The sequence below is a fragment of the Stenotrophomonas indicatrix genome (genome assembly GCA_041545745.1).
Taxonomy (GTDB): Bacteria; Pseudomonadota; Gammaproteobacteria; order Xanthomonadales; family Xanthomonadaceae; genus Stenotrophomonas; species Stenotrophomonas indicatrix_A.
Genome location: CP168152.1, coordinates 3289818 through 3311683, shown reverse-complemented (window position 1 = coordinate 3311683; position 21866 = coordinate 3289818). Strand labels below are relative to the sequence as shown.

Annotated in this window: 19 protein-coding genes and 1 tRNA gene; 9 read left to right on the top strand and 11 right to left on the bottom strand. The window is 67.0% G+C overall.

What is annotated here, in order from left to right; all coding sequences use genetic code 11:
* Positions 1–60: 60 nt before the first annotated feature.
* Both ACEF39_RS15210 and ACEF39_RS15205 read right to left on the bottom strand, forming a co-directional pair.
* Complete coding sequence (locus ACEF39_RS15210; protein WP_025879090.1) at positions 61–846, bottom strand: queuosine precursor transporter; 786 nt, start codon at positions 844–846, stop codon at positions 61–63.
* Positions 843–1526: a DUF502 domain-containing protein gene (locus ACEF39_RS15205; protein WP_236512165.1), complete on the bottom strand. Its 684-nt coding sequence runs from the start codon at positions 1524–1526 to the stop codon at positions 843–845. The genes ACEF39_RS15210 and ACEF39_RS15205 overlap by 4 nt, the downstream gene beginning before the upstream one ends.
* An 84-nt stretch (positions 1527–1610) precedes the next feature.
* Between ACEF39_RS15205 and ACEF39_RS15200 the strand changes: the two genes are divergently transcribed.
* The gene (locus ACEF39_RS15200) at positions 1611–2882 is read left to right on the top strand and encodes a hypothetical protein (protein WP_500288036.1); all 1272 of its coding nucleotides are present in this window, start codon (positions 1611–1613) and stop codon (positions 2880–2882) included.
* 7 nt (positions 2883–2889) lie between these two features.
* Here ACEF39_RS15200 and ACEF39_RS15195 read toward each other — a convergent pair whose 3' ends face one another.
* The 5 genes from ACEF39_RS15195 to trxA all read right to left on the bottom strand — a co-directional run bounded on the left by ACEF39_RS15195 (position 2890) and on the right by trxA (position 8502).
* Positions 2890–3537, bottom strand: a complete 648-nt coding sequence (locus tag ACEF39_RS15195; protein WP_500285644.1) for a hypothetical protein — start codon at positions 3535–3537, stop codon at positions 2890–2892.
* Between the two features lie 126 nt (positions 3538–3663).
* Positions 3664–4116, bottom strand: a complete 453-nt coding sequence (locus tag ACEF39_RS15190) for a DUF4442 domain-containing protein (protein ID WP_500285643.1) — start codon at positions 4114–4116, stop codon at positions 3664–3666.
* Positions 4117–4205: 89 nt separating this feature from the next.
* Positions 4206–5840 (bottom strand): CHASE2 domain-containing protein, encoded by a 1635-nt coding sequence (locus ACEF39_RS15185; RefSeq protein WP_500285642.1) that lies wholly within the window; start codon positions 5838–5840, stop codon positions 4206–4208.
* The gene (locus ACEF39_RS15180) at positions 5837–7537 is read right to left on the bottom strand and encodes a FecR family protein (protein WP_500285641.1); all 1701 of its coding nucleotides are present in this window, start codon (positions 7535–7537) and stop codon (positions 5837–5839) included. Before ACEF39_RS15180 ends, ACEF39_RS15185 begins: the two co-directional genes overlap by 4 nt.
* Positions 7538–7644: 107 nt before the next feature.
* Positions 7645–8502 (bottom strand): thioredoxin, encoded by an 858-nt coding sequence (gene trxA / locus ACEF39_RS15175; RefSeq protein ID WP_500285640.1) that lies wholly within the window; start codon positions 8500–8502, stop codon positions 7645–7647.
* 152 nt (positions 8503–8654) lie between these two features.
* On the opposite strand from trxA, the gene ACEF39_RS15170 reads away from it, so the two are divergent.
* The 8 genes from ACEF39_RS15170 to ACEF39_RS15135 all read left to right on the top strand — a co-directional run bounded on the left by ACEF39_RS15170 (position 8655) and on the right by ACEF39_RS15135 (position 15547).
* Positions 8655–9263: a DUF998 domain-containing protein gene (locus ACEF39_RS15170; protein WP_500285639.1), complete on the top strand. Its 609-nt coding sequence runs from the start codon at positions 8655–8657 to the stop codon at positions 9261–9263.
* Between the two features lie 105 nt (positions 9264–9368).
* Positions 9369–12008: a leucine--tRNA ligase gene (gene leuS, locus ACEF39_RS15165; RefSeq protein ID WP_500285638.1), complete on the top strand. Its 2640-nt coding sequence runs from the start codon at positions 9369–9371 to the stop codon at positions 12006–12008.
* A 139-nt stretch (positions 12009–12147) separates the two neighbouring features.
* Positions 12148–12723 carry an LPS-assembly lipoprotein LptE gene (locus ACEF39_RS15160; RefSeq protein WP_049467022.1) on the top strand — a complete coding sequence of 192 codons (576 nt, stop codon included), beginning with the start codon at positions 12148–12150 and terminating at the stop codon, positions 12721–12723.
* A gap of 12 nt (positions 12724–12735) precedes the next feature.
* Positions 12736–13773, top strand: coding sequence for a DNA polymerase III subunit delta (gene holA, locus ACEF39_RS15155; protein ID WP_500285637.1), 1038 nt, complete (start codon positions 12736–12738; stop codon positions 13771–13773).
* A gap of 3 nt (positions 13774–13776) precedes the next feature.
* Positions 13777–14442, top strand: a complete 666-nt coding sequence (gene nadD / locus ACEF39_RS15150) for a nicotinate-nucleotide adenylyltransferase (protein WP_500285636.1) — start codon at positions 13777–13779, stop codon at positions 14440–14442.
* 58 nt (positions 14443–14500) lie between these two features.
* Positions 14501–14914, top strand: a complete 414-nt coding sequence (rsfS, locus tag ACEF39_RS15145; protein WP_099818985.1) for a ribosome silencing factor — start codon at positions 14501–14503, stop codon at positions 14912–14914.
* A 63-nt stretch (positions 14915–14977) separates the two neighbouring features.
* The gene (gene rlmH / locus ACEF39_RS15140) at positions 14978–15448 is read left to right on the top strand and encodes a 23S rRNA (pseudouridine(1915)-N(3))-methyltransferase RlmH (RefSeq protein ID WP_025879294.1); all 471 of its coding nucleotides are present in this window, start codon (positions 14978–14980) and stop codon (positions 15446–15448) included.
* Positions 15449–15470: 22 nt separating this feature from the next.
* Positions 15471–15547: transfer RNA gene (locus tag ACEF39_RS15135), tRNA-Asn, on the top strand.
* Positions 15548–15673: 126 nt separating this feature from the next.
* Here ACEF39_RS15135 and arcD read toward each other — a convergent pair.
* From arcD to ACEF39_RS15115, 4 genes are all read right to left on the bottom strand, one after another.
* Positions 15674–17095 carry an arginine-ornithine antiporter gene (gene arcD, locus ACEF39_RS15130; protein ID WP_500288035.1) on the bottom strand — a complete coding sequence of 474 codons (1422 nt, stop codon included), beginning with the start codon at positions 17093–17095 and terminating at the stop codon, positions 15674–15676.
* A gap of 108 nt (positions 17096–17203) precedes the next feature.
* Complete coding sequence (locus tag ACEF39_RS15125; RefSeq protein WP_500285635.1) at positions 17204–19996, bottom strand: TonB-dependent receptor; 2793 nt, start codon at positions 19994–19996, stop codon at positions 17204–17206.
* A 216-nt stretch (positions 19997–20212) separates the two neighbouring features.
* Positions 20213–20869: an energy transducer TonB gene (locus ACEF39_RS15120; RefSeq protein WP_500285634.1), complete on the bottom strand. Its 657-nt coding sequence runs from the start codon at positions 20867–20869 to the stop codon at positions 20213–20215.
* 220 nt (positions 20870–21089) lie between these two features.
* Positions 21090–21827 carry an SIMPL domain-containing protein gene (locus ACEF39_RS15115; protein ID WP_165377766.1) on the bottom strand — a complete coding sequence of 246 codons (738 nt, stop codon included), beginning with the start codon at positions 21825–21827 and terminating at the stop codon, positions 21090–21092.
* Positions 21828–21866 lie beyond the last annotated feature (39 nt).

The window sequence follows — 21866 nt, the reverse complement described above, 5'->3', positions numbered from 1 at the left end:
CACGATCCGCGCGCGTACGGCCAGCGTGAGGGCGCAGTCAGCTTGCGCGCCGCTGGGGCTTCAGTCAGCCGCGGCCGCAGCGCGCAGGTCGGCGGCGCGGTGTTCGCCCAGATAGCGGGTGATTGCACGTCGCATCAGGTACAGCAACGGAATCAGGGCGATCGCAAAGCCCATCTTGTAGACGTAGTTGACACTGCTCACCGCCAGGAACAGCGATGTCGGCCAGTGCTGCGGCCCGAGCACGAAGGCGATCCAGATCACCACGAAGCTGTCCACCAGCTGCGAGACCGCGGTGGAACCCGTTGCGCGCAGCCATACATGGCGCTCGCCGGTGGCCTGGCGGATGCGATGGAACACCGCCACGTCGATCAACTGGCCGAACAGGAACGCCACCAGCGAACCGGCGATGGTCCACATGCCCTGTCCGAACACCGCCGCGAACGCGGCCTGGTAATCGGGCACGCCGTGGGCATCCATCGAAGTCACCCACCAGCTGGCCGGTGCCAGCGAGATCGCAGCGAAGGCGAACAGGAAACCGTAGGCGATCAGCACCACCGCCAGCCACGAGATGAAACGCACCCCGCGCTTGCCGAAGAATTCGTTGATGGTGTCGGTCATGATGAACACCACCGGCCACAGCAGCGTGCCGGCGGTGAAGCTCAACGAGCCGGTCTGGCCGAACAGGTTCCAGTTCAGCGGGTCGATGCCGAGGGTGTCTTCCAGGGCGAAGATCTTCACCCCGATCAGTTCGGCCAATACTGCGTTGCCACAGAAGAACGCGGCCAGCACGATGAACAGCAGGACCGCGCGGTCCTGCAGCGGGCGCGCGTGCGACGCCTCGCTCATTCGGAACGATCGCCGGCGCGGGTGAACGGAACGCTGGAGGGCGCCACTGCACCGCCGGAAATGATGAAGCTCATCGCCTGGTCCACCGTCCAGTCGGTCGGGGTGAGCAGCTCGACGGGCACGATCTCCAGATAGCCCGAGGTCGGGTTCGGCGTGGTGGGCACGTAGACGGCCGCCAGTTCGCGGTCGGTGCCCTGTTCCTTGATGACACGGGTGACCAGGCCGACCGATTTCATGTCGCGGTGCGGGAAGTCGATCAGCACCACGCGCTGGGTGCTGCCCGGCTCGGTCTGCAGCATGTCCAGCAGCTTCTTGGCGCTGTCATAGATGATGCTGGCCAGCGGAATGCGCTTGATGATCGCACCGACCCAGCGCAGCAGACGCTGGCCGACCACGCGGCGGCTGGCCACGCCCACCGCCAGGATCACCAGCAGGGTGGCCAGCAGGGCGATGGTGTTCTGGATCCATTCGGCGCGGACCCAGCCGAGGTAATGCGGGAAGCTGGTCGCGATCTGTTCGGACAGCGGCACTACCAGTGGGCTGGAAATGCCCGACAGCAGCACGAACACGAATTTGACCACCACCCAGGTCAGCCAGATCGGCAACAGGGTCAGCAGGCCGGTCAGGAACAGGCGCTGCAGGGAGGGGCGGGGAACCAGGGCGGGGGCTTCGAGCGACATGCGCGCATTGTAGCGGTCGCGGCCTCTCGTTTACGCTGTCCGTTGGCGGTGCAGGCCATACAGGGAAAGGATGCCGTGTTGAGGATGCTGCGGCGGTTGAGCTGGGCAATGCTGGGTCTGATGGTGATGGCCGTCGCGGCATGGCTGCTGTCGAGGTTCTGGCCGTTGTCGGCCGCCCAGCGGGAAGACAGGCGTCTGCTTGAGGCCGTGCAACCCAACGAAGGTCGCAACGGCTTCGCCCTGCTGTGGACGCTGCCGTTCGATGGGCTGGACCAGGCCCAGCGTGAGGTGGCGTTGGCCGACGATCTGCAGCGCTGGAAGGCCTCGCCATCGCAGGCGTCGCACGCCTCGTTGCTGGCGGCCAGGCACGCACCGTTGACTCTGGATGGGGCAGGTCGTTGTGCCGTCGGGCCCGTCGGCTGCCTGGCACAGGTACGCGCTGATCCGCAGCGCTTCGTTGATGCACACGCCGGGCATTCCGGCCTGCACGAGCGACTGGCGCGGATGGCGGACTATGATCGTTTCGATTCCCCGTTCCAGCCCTTCGAAAGCGAACTCCTGCCACTACCGGCGTACACGCCGCTGTTGGATGGCGCCAGTGCGCAGGCACTGGCCTATCTGCAGGGCGATGTTGCCGGTGCCGTCGAGGCAGGCTGCAGATCGGTTCGGTTCGGGCGGCGGATGATGCGCACCGGCAGCACGGTGGTGGACAGCATGATGGGTGCCGCCGTGGTGAGGTCCCATGCTGCATTGCTGGGTGACATGCTGGTCGAGCAATCACCGGATTACGTGCTGCCCGCCTCCTGCGAGGCGGCGCTGCAGCCGCTGGACGCCGACGAGCAGAGCCTGTGCCAAGCGATGCAGGGCGAATTTGCGATGAACAAGGCTGCCATCGAGGCGTCCACGCAGACAGCAGGCAGCCGCCTGCTGCTGGATCGCGACCACACCCTGGCCCGGATCGCCGGCAATTTCGGCTGGGCATGCCGCCCCGCTGCAGTGAAGGCGCTGGCAGCCGATGTCCCGCTACTTGTGCCGCCACCGCCCCGATGGGATGTGGGCTGCCTGGCCAATCCGCTGGGATGCACATTGAGCGCCATCGCCGGGCCGTCCCACGCACAGTACGCGACGCGCAGCCAGGACGCAGCGGCGATGATCCGCCTGCTTGGCGCGCAGCGCTGGCTGCGGCAACAGGCCGGGCCACCCGACGAGGCACTGGCGCGGTTGCCGGCGCTGTGGCGTTCGGACGCCCGCATGCCACAACTGTCTGCCGACGGTCGCCGCCTGCAGGTATTGCGGCGTGGACCGGCGCGCGAAGGCGAGGGCCCGCATCTTTTGATGCCGTTGCGGGCGGACTGACCCTGGCTCAGTCGCCGTCGCCGAGCGGATTGAATGCCCAGCCATCGCCAACGCTGTCCAGCGTCCAGCGCTTGCGGTCACCCAGGGTCTGCCAGCGCACCTGTTCCTTGTCGTCCTGCATGCTGCCTTCGGTCAGCTTCACCTTGCCGGTGGAGAAGTTCACGCTGAGGCCTTCGGTCTGCCCGGAATTGCGCATCATCGAGTCCCGGTCGTAGCCGATCAGCGCGAAGTCGCCTTCCTGCCAGCGGAACGTGAACGTGGTGGTGCTCGTCGACCAGCTGCCCGCGCTGGAGAACGAGTACAGGCCCACCCGCAGTGCGCCGCGCTGGATCGACACGCCGGTGCCTTCGGCCAGCACATCGCTGAGCACGGGCGAGTCCGGCCGCGGAATGAGCGTGTGGTTCTGCGCGGCCAGCACGTAGCCGGACGGTCGCGCGAAGGCGATGGCGAGGATGCGCGGGTTGCTGTCATACGGCGACGGGCCGAACCCATCGTGCTCGATGATGTTGCGCGGGTCCTGCTGGCGCAGCACCAGCGCAAGGTCGGCGCGCCCGTCGTGGTCGAGGTCGCCTTCGATCCGGTATTCCAGCGCCCAGCCGGCTGGTACGAAACCCTTGGCCGTAGCGGCGTGCGCCGGCAGGGTGGGGTAGCGCACCGGCGGCACGTCCAGTGCTTCGGCGGCGAAGGGCAGGGCGGTCAGTACCGCAGCAAGGACGAAAAAGGCGCACGGCAGCCTCCATGGCAGGGCTGCAGAGGATAGCGGGGCGCCAGCCGGCCCGCTTTACCGTGCGTGTGGCTTCAAGCGCACATAGACCTGCTTGCGTACCTGCGCGACGACCTCGCCGGCTTCGTCGACCACGTCGTTGCTGAACCAGCGCAGCACTTTTTCGCCACCGGCCGCCGCCGTACGCAGTTCATCCAACAGGGCGTCATCGATGTGGAAGGACGTGCGCACGGTTCCACGGCCGGGCTTGAGGAAATCGATCGCACCGGCACGATCCCAGACGTAATAGTCACGGCCAAGGGTATGCATCAGGCCCAGCATCCAGAACGGATCGGTCATCGCGAACAGGCTGCCGCCGAAGTGGGTGCCCACGTAGTTGCGGTTCCAGGGGCGCAGGCGCAGTTCCACGTCGATCTGCCGGTAGTCCGGAGTGATCCGGGTGACATGGATGCCGGTGAACAGGAACGGTGGCCACAGATTGATGCCGAAGCGGAACGTGCTGGCTTTCATGCGGGAACCGGGCAGGGGGCGGGGCTCCAGTCTGACCATTCGCATGCGTATGTTGTAGGCCGTGGCATCCACGTCAGGCCTGCCGGCCGCTATGACCCGGGCGTGCCGCCGTCGATCACATAGCCGTCGCGGCCATTGTCCTTGGCCCGGTAAAGCGCATTGTCGGCGCCTTCGACGAAATGATGTGGTTGCAGGTCGCTGTCCGGCACACGGGTGTAGACGCCGATGGTCAAGGTGACACCTGTGTCGCTGCTATCGCCGGGCGGTGGCAGGCCGCGTATGCAGGAGATCAGGTCTTCGATTACCTGCCGTGCGCCTTCAACCGGGGTGTCGGGCAGCACCAGTGCGAACTCATCACCTCCGTAGCGGGCAGCCATGTCACGGGGGCGCCGGGCATGCGCCTGGATCAGGCGGGCCACTTCGCACAACACGCGGTCGCCGACCTGGTGGCCATGACGATCGTTGTGGTGCTTGAAGTGGTCGACATCGATCAGGGCCAGGGTCAGGGGCTTGCCACTGCGGCGTGCCGCGTCGCATTCCTGTTGCAGCGACTGTTCGAAGCGCAGGCGGTTGCCCAGCCCGGTCAGCGCATCACGGTTGGCCTGGCGGTGCCAGGAGGCGATCCGCCAGGTCGCCCATGCAGTCAGCACCAGCACGACGCCGAGCAGCGCGCTGGCCGGCGCCCACCAGAGGCTGCCGGTGCGCAGCAGCAGCCAGCTCAGCAGCGGCGCGGCGGGCAGCGAGCACAGGGCAACCACCCAGGGCAGACGCAGCCCGAGCAGCAGTACGCACATCGCCACCAGCAGTCCGGCCAGTGCGTCCTGCCAAGCGCGGGGCAACACGTCTATCTGCTTGTCCTGCAGCAGCATCGAGGCGATGTTGGCCTGGTACTCGCTGCCGCTCATCCAGTATTCGCGGGTGGTGGGTGTCAACAGGCGAGGGGCGATGCCACTGGCCGTGATGCCCACCACGATGCGCCTGCCACGCAGCATCGATGCATCCACGCGCCCCTCAAGGACATCGGCGTAGGACACCTGCGGCAAGCGTTCCGGCGGCCCGGCATAGCGCACGCGCACGTAGTCGTCGCGACGCCATTGATAGGGCGAGGCCAGCGCGGGGGCGGGGTCGGGCAGGCCCTGCGTGTGTTGCGGCGGCAGACCCGTCAACGCCAGGCCAAGCGCCGGCCAGTGTGCCTGGCCGATGCCGGCATGCAGGTAGATCCCGCGGGCGACACCATCGCCGTCCACTTCAACGTCACTGTGGCCGATGGCGGCAGCGTTGGCAGCAATCAACGGGATGGGCAGCATCTCCTCGGCCATGCGGTCGCCGGCAGCCGGTGCGGCCAGGACCGGCAGCACTACGCGGCCGTTGCGACGGATCGCTGCTGCCAGCTCGGCATCCTGGCGCGCATCGCGGCGGTCGGGCTCGGACAGCATGAGGTCCAGTGCCACCCGCTCGGCACCGGCATCGGTCAAGCGGTCCAGCAGACGGGCATGCACCGAGCGCGGCCACGGCCACTGACCCAGCCGCTGCAGGCTGCCCTCGTCGATGGCCACGATCAGCACGCTGGGGTCTGGGCGGTAATCCCAGCTGCCGACCATCAGGTCGTAGGCGGTCTCGTCCTGTCGCCACAGCCACTGGCCGTGGCTGACCACTGCAGTCGCTACACCCGCCAGCAGTGCCAGCAGGATCCGTCGCGACCACGGTAGCGGCGAGCGCCTCACAGCAACAACCACAGCAGCAGGACACCGCCGCCCGCGCCGTAGCACAGGCGACACGGCAGCTTGACCTGCTGCGCAGGCGAGAACGGACCAGCGTGGCCATCGTCGTCGATGTACTGCACGCGGATGTGCAGCGTGCCGCGCCACGGGCGCTTGAAGCTGAGCTGCGGTTGGTCAACGGTGGTATCGACCAGCGGCGCGATGAAATCACCGCGACGATCGACCTGCACCCGGTAGCGCTGTCCATCGCTTCCCGCTTGCCAGCGCAGGGTCAGCTGGCCATCCGTTGCTTCGGGTGGCTGCAGTGCCGGGTCCACCGGTTCATCGGTCAGTTGCAGCGTCAGTGCTTGGCCATAGCGACCCTGGTGGCCCTGACCATCACGCGAAGCGATCCGCCAGTAGTACTGGCCGGGAGGCAGCGGCTCGCCCAGGCGCAGGTCGGTGCCGCCGGTGCTCTGTTCGCGCAGTGGCTGCAGGAACTGCGGCTCGTCGGCAACCTGCAGGACGCTGCTGCTGGCGCCGGGCGCCTGGCTCCAGTGGAAGCGCGGCCGATCACTGTTGACCTCCTGTCCCTGCAGTGGGGAAATGGTCAGTGGCGGTGGCGGCTGGTCGCTGAGGACGAAATCCTCGCTGGCATCGAGACCTTCCACACCCTGTGCATCCACTGCGCGCAGCAGCAGGCGCAGCGCTCCCGGCGGCAGCTCACCAATCACCAGTCCGGTGTCGGCGGTGTCGGCGGCAAACAACAGGATTTCCGGGGTGGCGGCCTGCACCACTTCCACCCGGTAGTGATCGGCGCCGGTCACCGGCTCCCACGCGAGTTGGGCCGGCAGGGCGCCCAGGCGGGTGGCATCGGCACGCAGGCGCGGTGCCGGCAGCAAACCGGAAACCGCTTCGGGTGCTGTTCCACTGCCGGCGCTGCGGCTGGCCTGACCGGGGTGCACCAATCGCTGGCCATGCAGGTTGCCGACCTGCACTTTGCCTTCCAGTACTTCGGTGGCGCCAGCATGGGCGTCATCGCCGGCGCTGACCCGGAACACGGTGCCGCGCACGCTGCTGGTGGCCGTCGGTGCATCGATGATGTAGCGCGAGGCGGGCCCGCGCGCAGGGGTGACCCGGTTGCTGGCGCGTCCCTGCTGCAGGCGCAGGCGGGTATCGACCATGCCGGTGCGACCATAACGGCTGAGCTGGTCCAGGCGCAGGCGTGAGTACTCGCGCAGCTGCAACCGCGACGCGTCGGCGAATTCAAGGGTGATGCTGGAGTCGGCCTTGGTCTGGATCGCGTCGCCGATGTGCAGCTGCTCGCCGGCGCGCACGGCGCGGCTGCTGCTGCCATCGGCTGCGCTCAGTTCAACCTGTCCACGCACTGCGAGTACCCGCGCCGGGGCGGGTTCAACGCGCAGCCAGCCGATCGGGAAGCGCAGCAGTTCGCCCGGCGGCAGCCGGTATGGATTGTCGATGCGGTTGTGCTGCTGCAGCTGCTGCCAGCCCACGCTGGGCTTGAGGTAGGCAGCGCCCAGGTCCCACAGGGTATCGCCGGGGCGGACCCGATAGTTCCAGTCCTGCGCGCTGGCGAGCGCCGGCAACAGGCAGACGGCACACAGCAGGGTGCGCAGGAAACGGATGATGAAAGACGACGAGCGGCCAACGGTCACGGAATGCTGTCCCGGCAAAGCGGGGGCGCAGCTGCAAGACCCCATGGCCCCGACCTCATCCCCCCGAACGGATCGTGGCGGCCCTGGGGGCCACCATCGCGGGCATTATTGCCCGCGTTCAGTGCAGGTATTCTGAACGATGCCGTCGCCGTTCAGAACAGCAGGGAGGCCATCCGGCGCCGCGAACGGCCTACCAGGTCTTCATCGGCGATGACGTTGAAGGCATCGATCAGCGCCTTGCGCGGCAATCCTTCCTGGAAACCGCGGTCGATCCGCAGCATCTCCAGGAACTGTTCCAGTGCGGCTTCGTCCTCGCCGGCCAGCAGCAACTGCACACCGCGCAGGTGACGCGCCTGCAGATCCTTGCCGTCGGCGGCGATGCGCGCATCCAGTACCTCGGCGGGCGGGGCATCCTTCAGCGCGGCGGCGAAGGAGAGCCGGGCGCGGCCACGCACGGCGCGGTCGTCGGTGGCCAGGTTGGCGGGCAGGGCATCGATCAGGGTGCCGGCTTCGTCCACGCCGCCGAGCTGCAGCAGGGCCAGGGCCAGGTCGAGCTTCAGCTCATCCTTGTCCGGCTCGGCGGCGATCTGCGCGCGCAGTACGTCCACCTGTGCCTGCGGGTCCAGCGGGGCCTCGTCCTCGGCACTGGTGTCGCCGATATCGGCCGGCACCACGCCGTGCTGGGCCAGGAATTCACGCAGCTGGCCTTCCGGCAGGGCGCCGGGGAAGCCGTCCACCAGCTGCCCACCCTTGACCAGGAATACGGTGGGCACCGAACGGATCTGGAAGGCCGCGGCAATCTGCTGTTCCTTGTCCACATCGACCTTGGCCAGCTCGAAGGCGCCGTTGTATTCGCCGGCCAGCTTCTCCAGCATCGGGCCGAGGGTCTTGCACGGCTCGCACCAGGCCGCCCAGAAGTCCACCAGGACCGGCGTCTGCAGCGACTTCTGCAGCACGTCCGCCTCGAAGGTAGCGGTGGTGGCGTCGAATACGTAGGTCGTCTCGGTCATGGGGCATCGTTCGGCATCTGGAGACCGATTCTATGGTGACGAACCATGTCGGTCTCAACCCTGGGGCCACTTCCTCATGAAATCCCGGACAGCTTGGCGGAGGTGCCAGCTGCCGCGACAATGCGCTGATGTTCTCCTGAAGAGTGGCTGCGATGTCCGTGGTTCGGCTGGATCGTTGGGTGGGCGTGCTCGCCGCAGCCCTGTTCGTGCTGTCGGTGGCCGGTTTTGGTGAAGCGCTGCCGGACTACTCGCAGGCACTGCATCCGGTGACCTGGCTGGGCGCGCACGGCATTCCCCATGCGCTGGGCTTCAACCTGCTGGGGCTGGTGCTGCCGGGGGCACTGGCGGTCGTGGTGGCCGAGCGCCTGCGCCGGCAACTACCGGTGGACGTCGCCTGGACGGCACGCGTGGGCAGCCAGATGCTGCTGCTGGCCGCGCTTGCCTTCATCGCAATGGGTCTGCTGCCGCTGGATTTCGAGGACCAGATGGACATGCAGGGCCCCGCCAGCAAGCTGCACGCCAGTGTGTGGATGGTCTGGGCGCTGGCTTTTGTCGCCGGCAGCGTGATGCTGGGTGCGGCACGGCTGCGGCATCCCGGTGGGCGCAGGCTGGGCCTGCTGGCGCTGGCCTGCGGGATCGGCGCCGGTGTGCTGGCGTTCGGCCTGCCGGGTGTACTGCCGGCGGCGTTGGCCCAGCGGCTGGCCTTTGCCTGCTGGGCGCTGTGGCTGGCCTTGGCCTTGCCTCTGTCGCGCAGGCGCTGAGACGCGTTCCACCGCCTCGCCGAGCGCTGGCCCGGCAGGCGGGATTGGAGCCATTTGCCGCACTGCGGTACGCTGTACCGCTTTGCCGCCGCAACCGCGTGTTACATGACCAGCGTCGAACCCAACGTTTACGATCCGCAGCAGGTTGAATCCGCCGCCCAGAAGTACTGGGACGCTACCCGTGCCTTCGAGGTCGATGAAGCCTCGGACAAGCCGAAGTACTACTGCCTGTCGATGCTTCCGTATCCGTCCGGTGCGCTGCACATGGGCCACGTGCGCAACTACACGATCGGCGACGTGATCAGCCGCTACAAGCGCATGACCGGCCACAACGTCCTGCAGCCGATGGGCTGGGACGCGTTCGGCCTGCCGGCGGAAAACGCCGCGATCAAGAACAAGACCGCACCGGCCGCCTGGACCTACAAGAACATCGACCACATGCGCAGCCAGCTGAAGTCGCTGGGCTATGCCATCGACTGGTCGCGCGAGTTCGCCACCTGCCGCCCGGACTATTACGTCCACGAGCAGCGCATGTTCACCCGCCTGATGCGCAAGGGCCTGGCCTACCGCCGCAACGCGGTGGTGAACTGGGACCCGGTCGACCAGACCGTGCTGGCCAACGAGCAGGTCATCGACGGCCGCGGCTGGCGCTCCGGCGCGCTGGTGGAAAAGCGCGAGATCCCGCAGTGGTTCCTGCGCATCACCGACTACGCCCAGGAATTGCTGGATGGCCTGGATGAGCTGGACGGCTGGCCGGACTCGGTCAAGACCATGCAGCGCAACTGGATCGGCCGTTCCGAAGGCCTGGAGATCCAGTTCGATGTGCGCGACGTCGATGGCGCCGCACTGGATCCGCTGCGCGTGTTCACCACCCGCCCGGACACCGTGATGGGCGTGACCTTCGTGTCGATCGCCGGCGAACACCCGCTGGCGCTGCATGCCGCGAAGAACAACCCGGAACTGGCTGCGCTGCTGTCGGAAATGAAGCAGGGCGGCGTGTCCGAGGCCGAACTGGAAACCCAGGAAAAGCGCGGCATGGATACCGGCCTGCGCGCCGTGCATCCGGTTACCGGTGCCCAGGTGCCGGTGTGGGTCGCCAACTTCGTGCTGATGGGCTATGGCACCGGCGCGGTGATGGCCGTGCCGGGCCACGACCAGCGCGACAATGAATTCGCCAACAAGTACAACCTGCCGATCCGCCAGGTCATCGCGCTGAAGTCGCTGCGCAAGGACGAGGGCGCCTACGACGCGACGCGTTGGCAGGACTGGTACGGCGACAAGACCCGCGAGACCGAACTGGTCAACTCCGACGAGTTCGACGGCCTGGACTTCCAGGGCGCCTTCGAAGCGCTGGCCGAACGGTTCGAGCGCAAGGCCCAGGGCCAGCGCCGGGTGAACTACCGTCTGCGCGACTGGGGGGTGAGCCGCCAGCGCTACTGGGGTTGCCCGATTCCGGTGATCTACTGCGACAAGTGTGGCGCGGTGCCGGTGCCGGAAGACCAGCTGCCGGTGGTGCTGCCTGAAGACGTGGCGTTCGCCGGTACCGGTTCGCCGATCAAGACCGATCCGGAATGGCGCAAGACCACCTGTCCGGAATGCGGTGGCGCGGCCGAGCGTGAGACCGATACCTTCGATACCTTCATGGAGTCGAGCTGGTATTACGCCCGCTACACCTCGCCGGGTGCCCGCGATGCGGTCGACAAGCGCGGCAACTACTGGCTGCCGGTCGACCAGTACATCGGTGGCATCGAGCACGCGATCCTGCACCTGATGTATTTCCGCTTCTACCACAAGCTGCTGCGCGACGCGCGGATGGTGGACAGCAACGAGCCGGCGCGCAACCTGCTGTGCCAGGGCATGGTGATCGCCGAGACCTACTATCGCCCGAACCCGGATGGCTCGAAGGACTGGATCAACCCGGCCGATGTGGAAGTGCAGCGCGACGAGCGCGGCCGCATCACCGGCGCCACCCTGATCGCCGACGGTCAGCCGGTGGTGGTTGGCGGTACCGAGAAGATGTCCAAGTCGAAGAACAACGGCGTGGACCCGCAGGCGATGGTCGGCAAGTACGGCGCCGACACCGTGCGCCTGTTCTCGATGTTCGCGGCACCGCCGGAACAGTCGCTGGAATGGAACGAAGCCGGCGTGGACGGCATGGCCCGCTTCCTGCGCCGCCTGTGGGCACAGGTGCAGAAGCACGCTGCCGACGGTGCCGCACCGGCGCTCGACGCGGCCGCGCTGGATGCCGGCCAGAAGACCCTGCGCCGCAAGACCCACGAGACCATCGGCAAGGTCGGTGACGACTACGGCCGTCGTCACAGCTTCAACACCGCCATTGCCGCAGTGATGGAGCTGATGAACGCGCTGGCCAAGTTCGAGGACGGCAGTGAACAGGGGCGCGCCGTGCGCCAGGAAGCACTGCAGGCCATCGTGCTGCTGCTCAACCCGATCACCCCGCATGCCAGCCACGCCCTGTGGCAGGTGCTGGGCCATGGCGAAACGCTGCTGGAAGACCAGCCGTTCCCGCAGGCCGACAGCAGCGCGCTGGTACGCGATGCCCTGACCCTGGCGGTGCAGGTCAATGGCAAACTGCGTGGCACCATCGAGGTCGCCGCCGATGCCGCGCGCGAACAGGTTGAAGCGCTGGCCCTGGCCGAGCCGAACGCGGCCAAGTTCCTGGAAGGCCTGACGGTGCGCAAGATCATCATCGTCCCCGGCAAGATCGTGAACATCGTCGCTGCCTGATGTACCCGGCACCGGCCGCCATCCTGGTGGCCGGTGCGTTGTCGCCACGCCGGGCGTGCCCGGCCGATGGCCCTGCGTTCACGCGGCCTCGGGCACCCTGTCTGTTGCCGTGATCGCCCGGCTCCGCCAGACTGTCTCCATGACCCGAATCCTGCTTGCCCTCGTTCTCGTCCTCGGCCTCGCCGGCTGTGGTTTCCACCTGCGCAACAAGCTGATGCTGCCGACCGATACGGCGCCGGTGAAGGTGGTATCCACCGCGCCCTACAGCGAGCTGGTCAAGCTGTTGAACCGCAGCCTGCTGGCCTCCGGTGCACGCTTGGCCGATGAGGACAGCAAGGGCCCCAATGCCCAGCTGCAGGTGCTGTCCGAACGCTGGGGCGACCTGCCCATTGCCATCGACTCGCAGGGCCGCGCGCAGGAATACAGCCTGCGCTATGCGGTGATCTTCATCTTCCGCCGCGAAGATGGCAGCGAACTGGTGCCGCAGCAGGTGATCGAACTGTCGCGCGACTACGTGTCGCCGCCGACCGACGCCACCGGTACCACCACCGAACGCGAGATCCTGGCTGACGAACTGCGCCGCGAAATGTCGGCCTCGATCATCCGCCGTATCGACAGCGTGGTCCGCGCCGAACTGGAAAAGGGCGGCAGCCTGTCGGCACCGAAGCCGGTCGAGCACGATCCGGTCGAGCCCGCACCCGCCGTCCAGCACTGAGCCGGGCGCCTGATGGAACTGCGACCGGAACAGCTGGCCGGGCAGGGCGGCGACACGGCGCTGGCGCCGGTATATCTGATCGCCGGCCCGGAAACACTGCGCGTGCTGGAGGCGGCTGACGCCGTGCGGGCCCGCGCACGCGCGGCCGGCATCGACGAGCGCGAAGTGTTCGATGCCGATGGCCGTGATTTCGACTGGAACCAGCTCGACGCCAGCTTCAATGCCCCCAGCCTGTTCAGTGCCCGCCGCCTGGTGGAAGTGCGCCTGCCCAGCGGCAAGCCGGGCAAGGACGGCGGTGAGGTGATCAGCCGGTTCTGCGCCAACCCGGCGCCGGACGTGATCCTGATGATCACCGCCAACGAATGGAGCAAGGCGCACCAGGGCAAATGGGCCGAGGCGGTGAACCGCGTCGGCGTGCTGTCGGTGGCCTGGGCCATCAAGCCACATGAGCTGTCGGACTGGATCGAACGGCGCCTGCGCAGCAGGGGCCTGCGCGCCGAGCCGGCCGCCGTGCAGCGCCTGGCCGAACGCGTGGAAGGCAACCTGCTGGCGGCTGCGCAGGAGATCGACAAGCTCGTCTTGCTGGCCGACGGCCAGACCCTGGACGTGGAACGGATGGAGTCGCTGGTGGCCGATGCCGCCCGCTACGATGTGTTCCGGCTGGTGGAAGCCACGTTCTCCGGCCAGCCACAGGCCGTGCTGAGGATGCTGGCCGGTCTGCGCGGCGAAGGCGAGGCCGTGGCCGCGCTGATGCCGATCGTGATTCGCGAACTGCTGGCCGGTGCCGGCCTGGCACGGGTACAGGCACGCGGCGGCAATCTGGCTGCGGAGATGAAATCCCGCGGTATCTGGGAGTCGCGGCAGGCACCCTACAAACGTGCCCTGCAGCGGCATCCGGAAGGCAAGCGCTGGGAGCGTTTCGTGGCCGAAGCAGGGCTGGTTGACCGCATCGCCAAGGGGCGCGCCGACGGCGATGCCTGGCTCGCGCTTGAGCGCCTGCTGGTGGCGGTGGCCGAGGCACGCGCGGTACGGCTGCTCGTCCGGGCCTGATCCATGAGCCTGCGGATCTATTACGGGGGCACCTTCGATCCGGTGCATCTGGGCCATCTGGCGATCGCGCGCGCTGCGCGCGATGAGCTGCAGGTGGCAGTGCGCATGCTGCCTGCCGCCGACCCGCCGCACCGCGCGGTGCCGGGCGCGACCGCCGAACAGCGCTGCACCATGCTCGGCCTGGCCGTCGGCGATGAACCGGGCCTGCTGCTGGACCGCCGTGAGCTGGATCGGGCGGCGCGCTTTCCCGGCAGGCCGTCCTATACCGTCGATACCCTGCGCGAACTGCGTGCCGAACTTGGCCCCAGCCGTCCGTTGGCGTGGCTGGTGGGGGCCGACAGCCTGCTGGGCCTGCCCAGCTGGCATGAGTGGCAGGCGCTGTTCGGGCTGGCCCATTTCATCGTCGCCGAGCGTCCAGGCAGTCCGCTTCTGGCCAGTGTCGACGGTGCGCTGGGTCAGGCTACCGAGGGGCGCTGGGCCGACAATGAGCAGGCCCTGCTTGCCAGCCCGGCCGGCCGCATCCTGCGCCTGCACCACCCGCTGCGCGAGGAATCGGCCAGTGCCGTGCGCACCCAGATCGCCGCGGGCGGCCCCTGGCGGGCCATGCTGGCACCGGCGGTGGCCGACTATGTTTCTGGCCACGGCCTGTACCGCTCCGCCACCTCGTGAATACGGTTGCCGCGCTGTGGCCGTATAATCGCTTCTACGTTTATCGAGTCGACCCGCTTTGAGCAACCAGACCCAGCCCCAGACCATCAAGGTCGATCTGCCCAGCCCGCCGCCCTCCGTGCCGGAACTGCTGGCCAGCGTCCGTCAAGCCACCGAAGACCTGAAGGCCAAGGACCCGGTCGAGATCGATGTACGCGGCAAGTCCAGCGTCGCCGACTACATGGTGGTCGTGTCGGGCACTTCGACCCGCCATGTGAAGTCCATCGCCGACGAGGTCGTGCGCTTCGCCAAGAAGATCGACGTCATGCCGCTGGGTGTTGAAGGCGAGCGTGAAGCCGAATGGGTGCTGGTCGACCTGGGCGACGTCATCGTGCACGTGATGCTGCCGCGCGTGCGCGAGTTCTATGCGCTCGAGCGCCTGTGGACCGTTGGCGACCAGCCGCCGTCCTACGACGACGACGAAGTGGCCTGAGCCATTCGTTGATGCGGTTTTCGACGGCGCCGATGGCGCCGTCGACGTTTTGGAGGAATGTGGATGAAAGCCCGCCTGATCGCCACCGGCGAACGCGCGCCCAGCTGGGTGGCGCAGGGGTTTGCCGAGTACCAGAAGCGGCTCTCGCACTGGCTGCCCTTCGAGCTGGTGGAGATCGAGCCTGGCCTGCGTGGCAAAGGGCGCGACGCGCGTCGCGCCACCGAGGACGAAGGCAAGCGGGTGATCGCTGCGTTGCCGAAGAATGCCTATGTCGTTGCGCTGGACGTACCGGGCCGGCAGCTCAGTTCCGAGCAGCTGGCGCAGCGCCTGGAGCACTGGCGTGGACAGGGCCGGGACCTGGCGTTCCTGATCGGCGGCCCCGAAGGGCATTCGCCGGAAGTGTCTGCGCTGGCCGATGAAAAGTGGTCGATCGGCCCGCTGACGCTGCCGCACATGCTGGTGCGGCTGGTGGTGGCCGAGCAGTTGTATCGCGCTGCTGCGATGTTGGCCAATCACCCCTACCATCGCGCGTGAAGAGTCGTTATACTGGCGGTCTGCCCGAATAGCTCAGCCGGTTAGAGCACTTGACTGTTAATCAGGGGGTCGTTGGTTCGAGTCCAACTTCGGGCGCCACATTCAAGAGGCCTGCATCGCAAGATGCAGGCCTTTTTTGTTGTGTCGCGCCGTGCAATCGCGTGCGGCGGTGGATCCACGCCATGCGTGGATGCATTGCGAGGGATCGATCAAGCAGGCCCGGCGCTACAAGTTCAGCGCACCACGTGAGAACGCCACCAGCGTGGCGATCGCCACCACCAGGATCGCGCCGAACAGCACCCACTCCCAACGTGTGAACACCCGCTCGCCGCGCTGGTGCCGGGTCAACGCGTACAGCACCACGCCCGGCACATACAGCAGCACCGACAGCAGCAGGTTGTCCAGGCCACCGGCATACACCAGCCACAGCGCATAGGCGCTGGCCAGCAGCGCGACGATGAAGTCGCGCCAGCGGGCACCGGCCGCGCTGGCGTAAGCCTCGCCCTGCCAGGCCAGCTTCACGCCGAACGCGCTGGACAGGAAGTACGGCACCAGGCTCATGGAAGCCGCCAGCAGCACCAGACTGGTGTAGCTGCCCGAATTGAACAGCACCAGCAGCAGGAACAACTGGATCAGACCGTTGCTCAACCACAGCGCATTGGCGGGCACGCCGCGTGCGTTCTCGCGGCCGAGAAAGGCCGGCATCGTGCCATCGCCAGCGGCGGCAAACAGTACTTCGGCGCACAGCAGCACCCACGCCAGCAGCGCGCCCAGCACCGAGATGATCGAGCCGATGATGATCACCGTCGCGCCCCATTCGCCAACGATCGCGCGCAGCACGTAGGCCATCGAGGGATTGGGCAGGCCCGCCAGCTCGGCCTGCGACAGCACACCCATCGACAGCAGGCTGACCAGCACCAGCAGCAGCCACACGCCGATGAAGCCGATCACGGTGGCGCGGCCGACATCGGCGCGTCGTGTGGCCCGGCGCGAGTAGATGCTGGCGCCTTCAATGCCGATGAACACCCACACGGTGACCAGCATCATTCCGCGCAGCTGTTGACCCATGTCCCCCAGCGCGGGAGCGCCGAAGAAGTCGGCGCGGAACACGTCCATGCGGAATGCGCCGGCCGCCAGGATCAGGAACAGCGCGATCGGCACCAGCTTGGCCACGGTGACCAGGCCATTGACGATCGCCGCGGTGCGCAGGCCGCGCAGTACCAGCAGGTGCACGGTCCACAGCAACAGCGACGATGCGGCAATGGCGGCCGGTGTATTGCCTTCGCCGAACACCGGTGCGAAATGGCCGAGACCGCTGAAGATCAGCACGAAGAAACTGGCGTTGCCGAGTACCGACGCGACCCAGTAGCCCCAGGCGGCGGAGAAACCGATGTAGCTGCCGAAGCCTTCGCGCGCGTACGCGTAGATGCCGGTGTCCAGGTCGGGGCGACGATTGGCCAGAGCCTGGAACACGAAGGCGAGCATCAGCATGCCGGCGCCGCTCACTGCCCAGCCGATCAGCGCTGCGGCCGGGCCGGCGCTGCGCGCCACGTTCTGCGGCAGCGAAAAGATGCCGGCGCCGACCATCGAGCCGACCACCAGTGCAGTCAGTGCGGCCAGGCCAAGGCGTTGGTTCGAAGAGGGCATCACGCGCGCCGCAGCTGTCAGGGTGCCCATGATGGACGCTGTCGCGTTTGGAAAAAAGCCAAGGCCCGGGCGTGAGCCCGGGCCTTGGCAGGTGACGCTGCGGTCGTATTACTTGAAGGTGTACTTGAAACCGACGGTGAAGTAGCGACCCAGCGCACCGGAGAAGTGCATCGGGTTGTAGTTCACGCCGCCGTAGGTGGTCGGGTCGAGCGGGGCGATGCGATCGAACACGTTCGCCACCGAGGCGTTGAGTTCGAACGAATCGTTGATGCTCCAGCGACCGGACAGGTCCATCGTGGTGAACGAAGAAATCTTCTTCACCGGCTCACCATCGGCGTAGAAGGCCAGGTAATCGCCGCCACGCTTGTCGATGTTGTCCATCTTGCTGATGTAGTTGGCAACGGCGCTGACGCTCCACGGCCCCTGCTTCCAGGTGGTGCCGAAGTTGACCTTGTCCTTCGGCGTGCCGATGCAGTTGGTGACGTCGCAGTTGCCGTGGGTACCCACGTAGTCAACCGTGTCGCCGCCTTCGGTTCGCTCGAACTTCAGGATATGGCTCCACTGCAGGTCCAGCTCCAGCTGGCCCGGGCCGATGTCGAAGGTCTGGCGGATGTCGGTATCGATACCACGGACGCGCGAGGAGCTGGCATTCACGTAGGCCGTGTTGACCGCCAGGATGGTGCCGCTGTTGGCCACGCCATTGAGATCGTTGCTGTCGCGCAGGACGTTGCCGGCGAGGATCGCCGCCGAGGTGCTGCCCTGCACGATTTCATTGGTGCGCTTGATCTGCCAGGCATCGACGGTCATCGAGGTGGACGAGGTTGGCTGCAGCACGATGCCGACCGAGTAGCTCTTGGACTCTTCCGGCTTCAGCAGCTTGTTCGGCTTGGTGATGATCGCCACCGAGTTGGCGCCGCACTCTGCTGCGTTGTTGCCGCTGATCTGGCAACGAATCGGGTCGACGGCAGTGGAGAAGGCGGCGAGGCCACCGTCACCGTTCTCGGCCGGGTTCGGTGCGCGGAAACCTTCGGCGTAGCTGGCGCGCAGGGCGATCCAGTCGGCCGGGGTCCACTTCACGCCCAGCTTCGGCGTGGCCTTGCCCTCACCGCTCTCGTACTTGTCATAGCGCATCGCAGCGGACAGCTCCAACTGCTCCAGCACCGGCGCGGACAGTTCGACATAACCGGCGTAGACGTTCTGGGTGCCGTCGTAGGCCGAGTAGCCCAGGCCAATGATGTCGCCGGTGTCGGTGAAGGTCTGCGGGGTCAGGCTGTTGCTGGTCTTGCGCCACTCGGTGCCGAACGCCAGGCCCAGCGGGCCGCCCTTCATGTCCATCAGGCTGCGCGACATGGTGAAGTCGAACATGTCCAGGCTGGACTTGGCGCGCGCGCTGATCATCGGCGAGATGAAGTCGTACAGTGCCTGCGAGTTCTCGCCGGCGTTGTCGCCAATGCGCCACACACCGCCGGCGCAGTTCGGGTTGGCCAGCGCACAACGCACGTTGTCGTAGTTGAGGAAACCGGTGCGCTTGTTGGTCAGGTCGGTGCCCGAATGCAGGTAGGCGGTGTCGTAGCTCCAGTCACCCCAGTTGCCTTTCACGCCAACCAGGAAGCGGTTGAACTCGTTGGTGTTGTCGGTGACGCGCGGGCCGACGTCCCACGCCGAGTAGCGCAGGCGCACCGGCGCACCGGTCGGGTTGTCCGGATGGGTGGCCCCGAGCGTGGTGGCGCCCGAGCCGCTGTTGGCATTGACCGGGCCGCCCGGGTAACCCCAGCCGCCGGAGACACCGGACGGGGTATTGCTGAAGATCGTCTGCTTCTTGGAGTAGCCGATCTCGGTGTAGACCTCGCCGCCTTCACCGAAGGCGAAGCTGGCGCGACCGAACACGTTGACGTACTTCTCTTCGGGAATCAGGTCGCGGTACTGCTGCGCCGGATCGAACAGGCAGCCGTCGGCGGCGATGCTGGCCGGGGTCTGGCCACCGATGGTGGTCAGGCCCGCGCAGCCGGGCAGGGGCACCAGGTGGCCGGTGGCATCCAGGTAGGAGCCGTTCGGCCCGGAACCGCCCGAGGTGCCGCCACGGGTGTACGCGCCGCCCAGGAACTGCGCGGTCTTGTCATAGCCCCACTGACGGGTGTCGCCGGTGCCGATCCACTTGCGGTTCTTGCGGTCGCTGATCTTGATGGCGTCGGTCTTGCCGACGTCCAGGCTGAAGAACGCGTTCCAGCCATCGCTGGCCAGATCGCCGGTACCGGCGGTCAGGGTGGCCTTCTTGGCGTCGCCATCGCTGTCGCCGGACAAGCCGTAGGAACCACGCAGGATCACACCCTGGAAGTCACTGCGCAGGATGATGTTGACCACGCCGGCGATGGCGTCGGAGCCATAGATCGCCGAGGCGCCGTCCTTCAGCACTTCCACGCGTTCGACAGCGTCGAGCGGAATGGTGCTGAGGTCGGTGAACACCTTCTGGCCATCATCGGCCAGGCCGTAGGTGGCCATGCGACGGCCGTTCAACAGCACCAGCGTCGAGCCGGCACCGAGGCCGCGCAGCGAAATGCCGGCGCCGCCACCGGCGAAGCCGTTGCCGAAGGTCTTGGGAATGGAGCCCGCACCGTCAGCGGTGATGGTCTGCAGATACTCGGCCAGCGAGGTCTTGCCGGTGCGATCGATTTCCTGGCGGGTCACCACCTGCACCGGCGACGGTGTCTCGGTGTTGGTGCGCGGGATGTTCGAACCGGTGACCGTGATCCGGTCAAGGTTGGTGGCCTGTTCCTGCGCGAATGCAGAGGAGGAAGCCACGGCGCCGGCGAGCAGCAGGGCACCGCCGGTGAGGATATGGGTGATGGACGTTGCCAGGTGGTTGCGGCGGCGGCTGGCGGGCCGTTGGATCGGGTGTTTCACAGCTTCTCTCCTGACTGGAAAACTCGAGCATTGAGGGCTGTCTCCGGTGTGTCCCGGGACGCGTCAATCTAGGTTTCCGGCAGGTGACGGAGGTGTGAAGTTTTACTAAATTCGTAACGGTTTTCCAACGAAGTTCAAATAATCGGGCAGATTGGCCCTGTTGCGGCCCATTCACCGTTGTGGCCGGCCCGGCGTGCTGCCGGGCCGGCCTCTGACTCAGTCGGGCAGGGAGAACTGCACGGGCACCATGCCGATGGCCGGAACGGCCACGCCATCACGCTCGGCCGGCACGAAACGCCAGTGGCGCAGCACCTGCTGCCGAGCGGCCTGGTCCAGGCTGCGCGAGCCGCTGCTGCGTTCGATGCTGACATTCACCGGCTGGCCACTGGGGTCCACTTCCACCCGCAGCAGCACCGTGCCCTGCTCGTGGTTGCGCAGCGCCTGGATCGGGTAGCTTGGCGGCGGGTTGCTGCGGTACTGCAGCTGGGCGCCGGCCAGTGGCGTGGACGGGGCGATCGGCGCCGCCGCCTGCACCGCTGTCGGCTCGGCGGCCGGCAGGATGATGCCCTGGGCCTCTTCGACGGTCGCGGTGGGCGCTGGCAGTGTTGGCGGGACCGGAACGGCCTGCTGCTTCTGCACCACCTCCACCTTTTCAGGCTTGGGCGGCAGGGGGGCGGTCTCCGGCGGCTTTGGCTCTTCCTTGGGAATGAACCTGATCGTGGTCTGGTCGCGAGGAAGTGCGGTGACGGCCTGGTAGGTCGCCGGAATCAGCAACATCAGGAACGCAAGCAGATGCAGGGCGATGGCCGCACTCCAGGCGGCAACGCGGGCGGGATCGAAGTGCAGGGGTACTACGGGATACGTACGAACCATGGTCCACCTCCATGCCAGTGTCGAAGTCCTCAACGCACCAGGGCCGCCATCGGGGTTGCCGCACGCGGCTGGCAGTCAATCATTAGCGCGCCGCCTCCACCACTGCCTAGAGGCAGGGGCGGCAGCGTTGAGCTGGCCTTCATCTAACGAGGCGGGCACGGCGACGACGGAAACGAAAACGGCGCCCCGCAGGGCGCCGTCAGGTTGAACTGAAGGGGCCTCAGCGGCCCAGTTCGAACACCACGTCCAGATTCACCGAGACGGTCGACTCACCCGGGGCGACCGGGGTGGCCTTGTCCATGGCCATGCCGGCGGCCTGCGCACGCATCATCGGCATCGGGCGGAAACCGCCACCGGCGTTCTCGGAGATGCTGACAATGCGGCGCACCTGCAGGCCAAGCGACTTCGCATAGGTCTGGGCGCGGGCCTGGGCCTTCTTCAGTGCCGCCAGGCGGGCTTCGTCATAGACCGGTTCGGGCTGGTCGATCTCGAACTGCGGGCCGTTGATCTGGTTGGCCCCCTGCGCGGCCAGCGCGTCCAGCACCTTGCCGAGCTTGGCGATGTCGCGGACCTTCAGGCTGACGGTGTTGCTGGCCTGGTAGCCGGTGATCTTCGGTGCTTCGTTGTCGGCATAACGGTACTGCGGGTTGAGGCTGACGCCGCTGGTCTGCACGTCGCGCTCGGCGATGCCGGCGGCTTTGATCGCGGCCAGTACCTTGTCCATCTGCTGGGCGTTCTGGCGCATGGCGCTGTTGCCGTCGGCGGCCTGGGTGACCACGCCGGCCGACAGGGTGGCCACGTCCGGCACGCGGGTGGCTTCGGCGTTGGCCGAGATGTTCAGCAGCGTGCCTTCGGCCGGGGCGGCGATCGACGGCGACGACGGGTCGGCATGAGCGGTCATCGAAGCTCCAAGAGCGAGGGACAGGGCAAGCAGCAGCGGGGTGGCGGTGCGGCGCATGGGATCTCCTTGTTGTGGCGGTGAGGGTGGTGTCGTAGC

Bases quoted from the DNA above. Each gene is read 5' to 3' on its own strand.
- ACEF39_RS15210 (WP_025879090.1), bottom strand. From the start codon at position 846: ATGAGCGAGGCGTCGCACGCGCGCCCGCTGCAGGACCGCGCGGTCCTG.
- ACEF39_RS15205 (WP_236512165.1), bottom strand. From the start codon at position 1,526: ATGTCGCTCGAAGCCCCCGCCCTGGTTCCCCGCCCCTCCCTGCAGCGC.
- ACEF39_RS15200 (WP_500288036.1), top strand. From the start codon at position 1,611: ATGCTGCGGCGGTTGAGCTGGGCAATGCTGGGTCTGATGGTGATGGCC.
- ACEF39_RS15190 (WP_500285643.1), bottom strand. From the start codon at position 4,116: ATGAAAGCCAGCACGTTCCGCTTCGGCATCAATCTGTGGCCACCGTTC.
- ACEF39_RS15180 (WP_500285641.1), bottom strand. From the start codon at position 7,537: ATGGGGTCTTGCAGCTGCGCCCCCGCTTTGCCGGGACAGCATTCCGTG.
- trxA (WP_500285640.1), bottom strand. From the start codon at position 8,502: ATGACCGAGACGACCTACGTATTCGACGCCACCACCGCTACCTTCGAG.
- ACEF39_RS15170 (WP_500285639.1), top strand. From the start codon at position 8,655: ATGTCCGTGGTTCGGCTGGATCGTTGGGTGGGCGTGCTCGCCGCAGCC.
- leuS (WP_500285638.1), top strand. From the start codon at position 9,369: ATGACCAGCGTCGAACCCAACGTTTACGATCCGCAGCAGGTTGAATCC.
- ACEF39_RS15160 (WP_049467022.1), top strand. From the start codon at position 12,148: ATGACCCGAATCCTGCTTGCCCTCGTTCTCGTCCTCGGCCTCGCCGGC.
- holA (WP_500285637.1), top strand. From the start codon at position 12,736: ATGGAACTGCGACCGGAACAGCTGGCCGGGCAGGGCGGCGACACGGCG.
- nadD (WP_500285636.1), top strand. From the start codon at position 13,777: ATGAGCCTGCGGATCTATTACGGGGGCACCTTCGATCCGGTGCATCTG.
- rlmH (WP_025879294.1), top strand. From the start codon at position 14,978: ATGAAAGCCCGCCTGATCGCCACCGGCGAACGCGCGCCCAGCTGGGTG.
- arcD (WP_500288035.1), bottom strand. From the start codon at position 17,095: ATGCCCTCTTCGAACCAACGCCTTGGCCTGGCCGCACTGACTGCACTG.
- ACEF39_RS15120 (WP_500285634.1), bottom strand. From the start codon at position 20,869: ATGGTTCGTACGTATCCCGTAGTACCCCTGCACTTCGATCCCGCCCGC.
- ACEF39_RS15115 (WP_165377766.1), bottom strand. From the start codon at position 21,827: ATGCGCCGCACCGCCACCCCGCTGCTGCTTGCCCTGTCCCTCGCTCTT.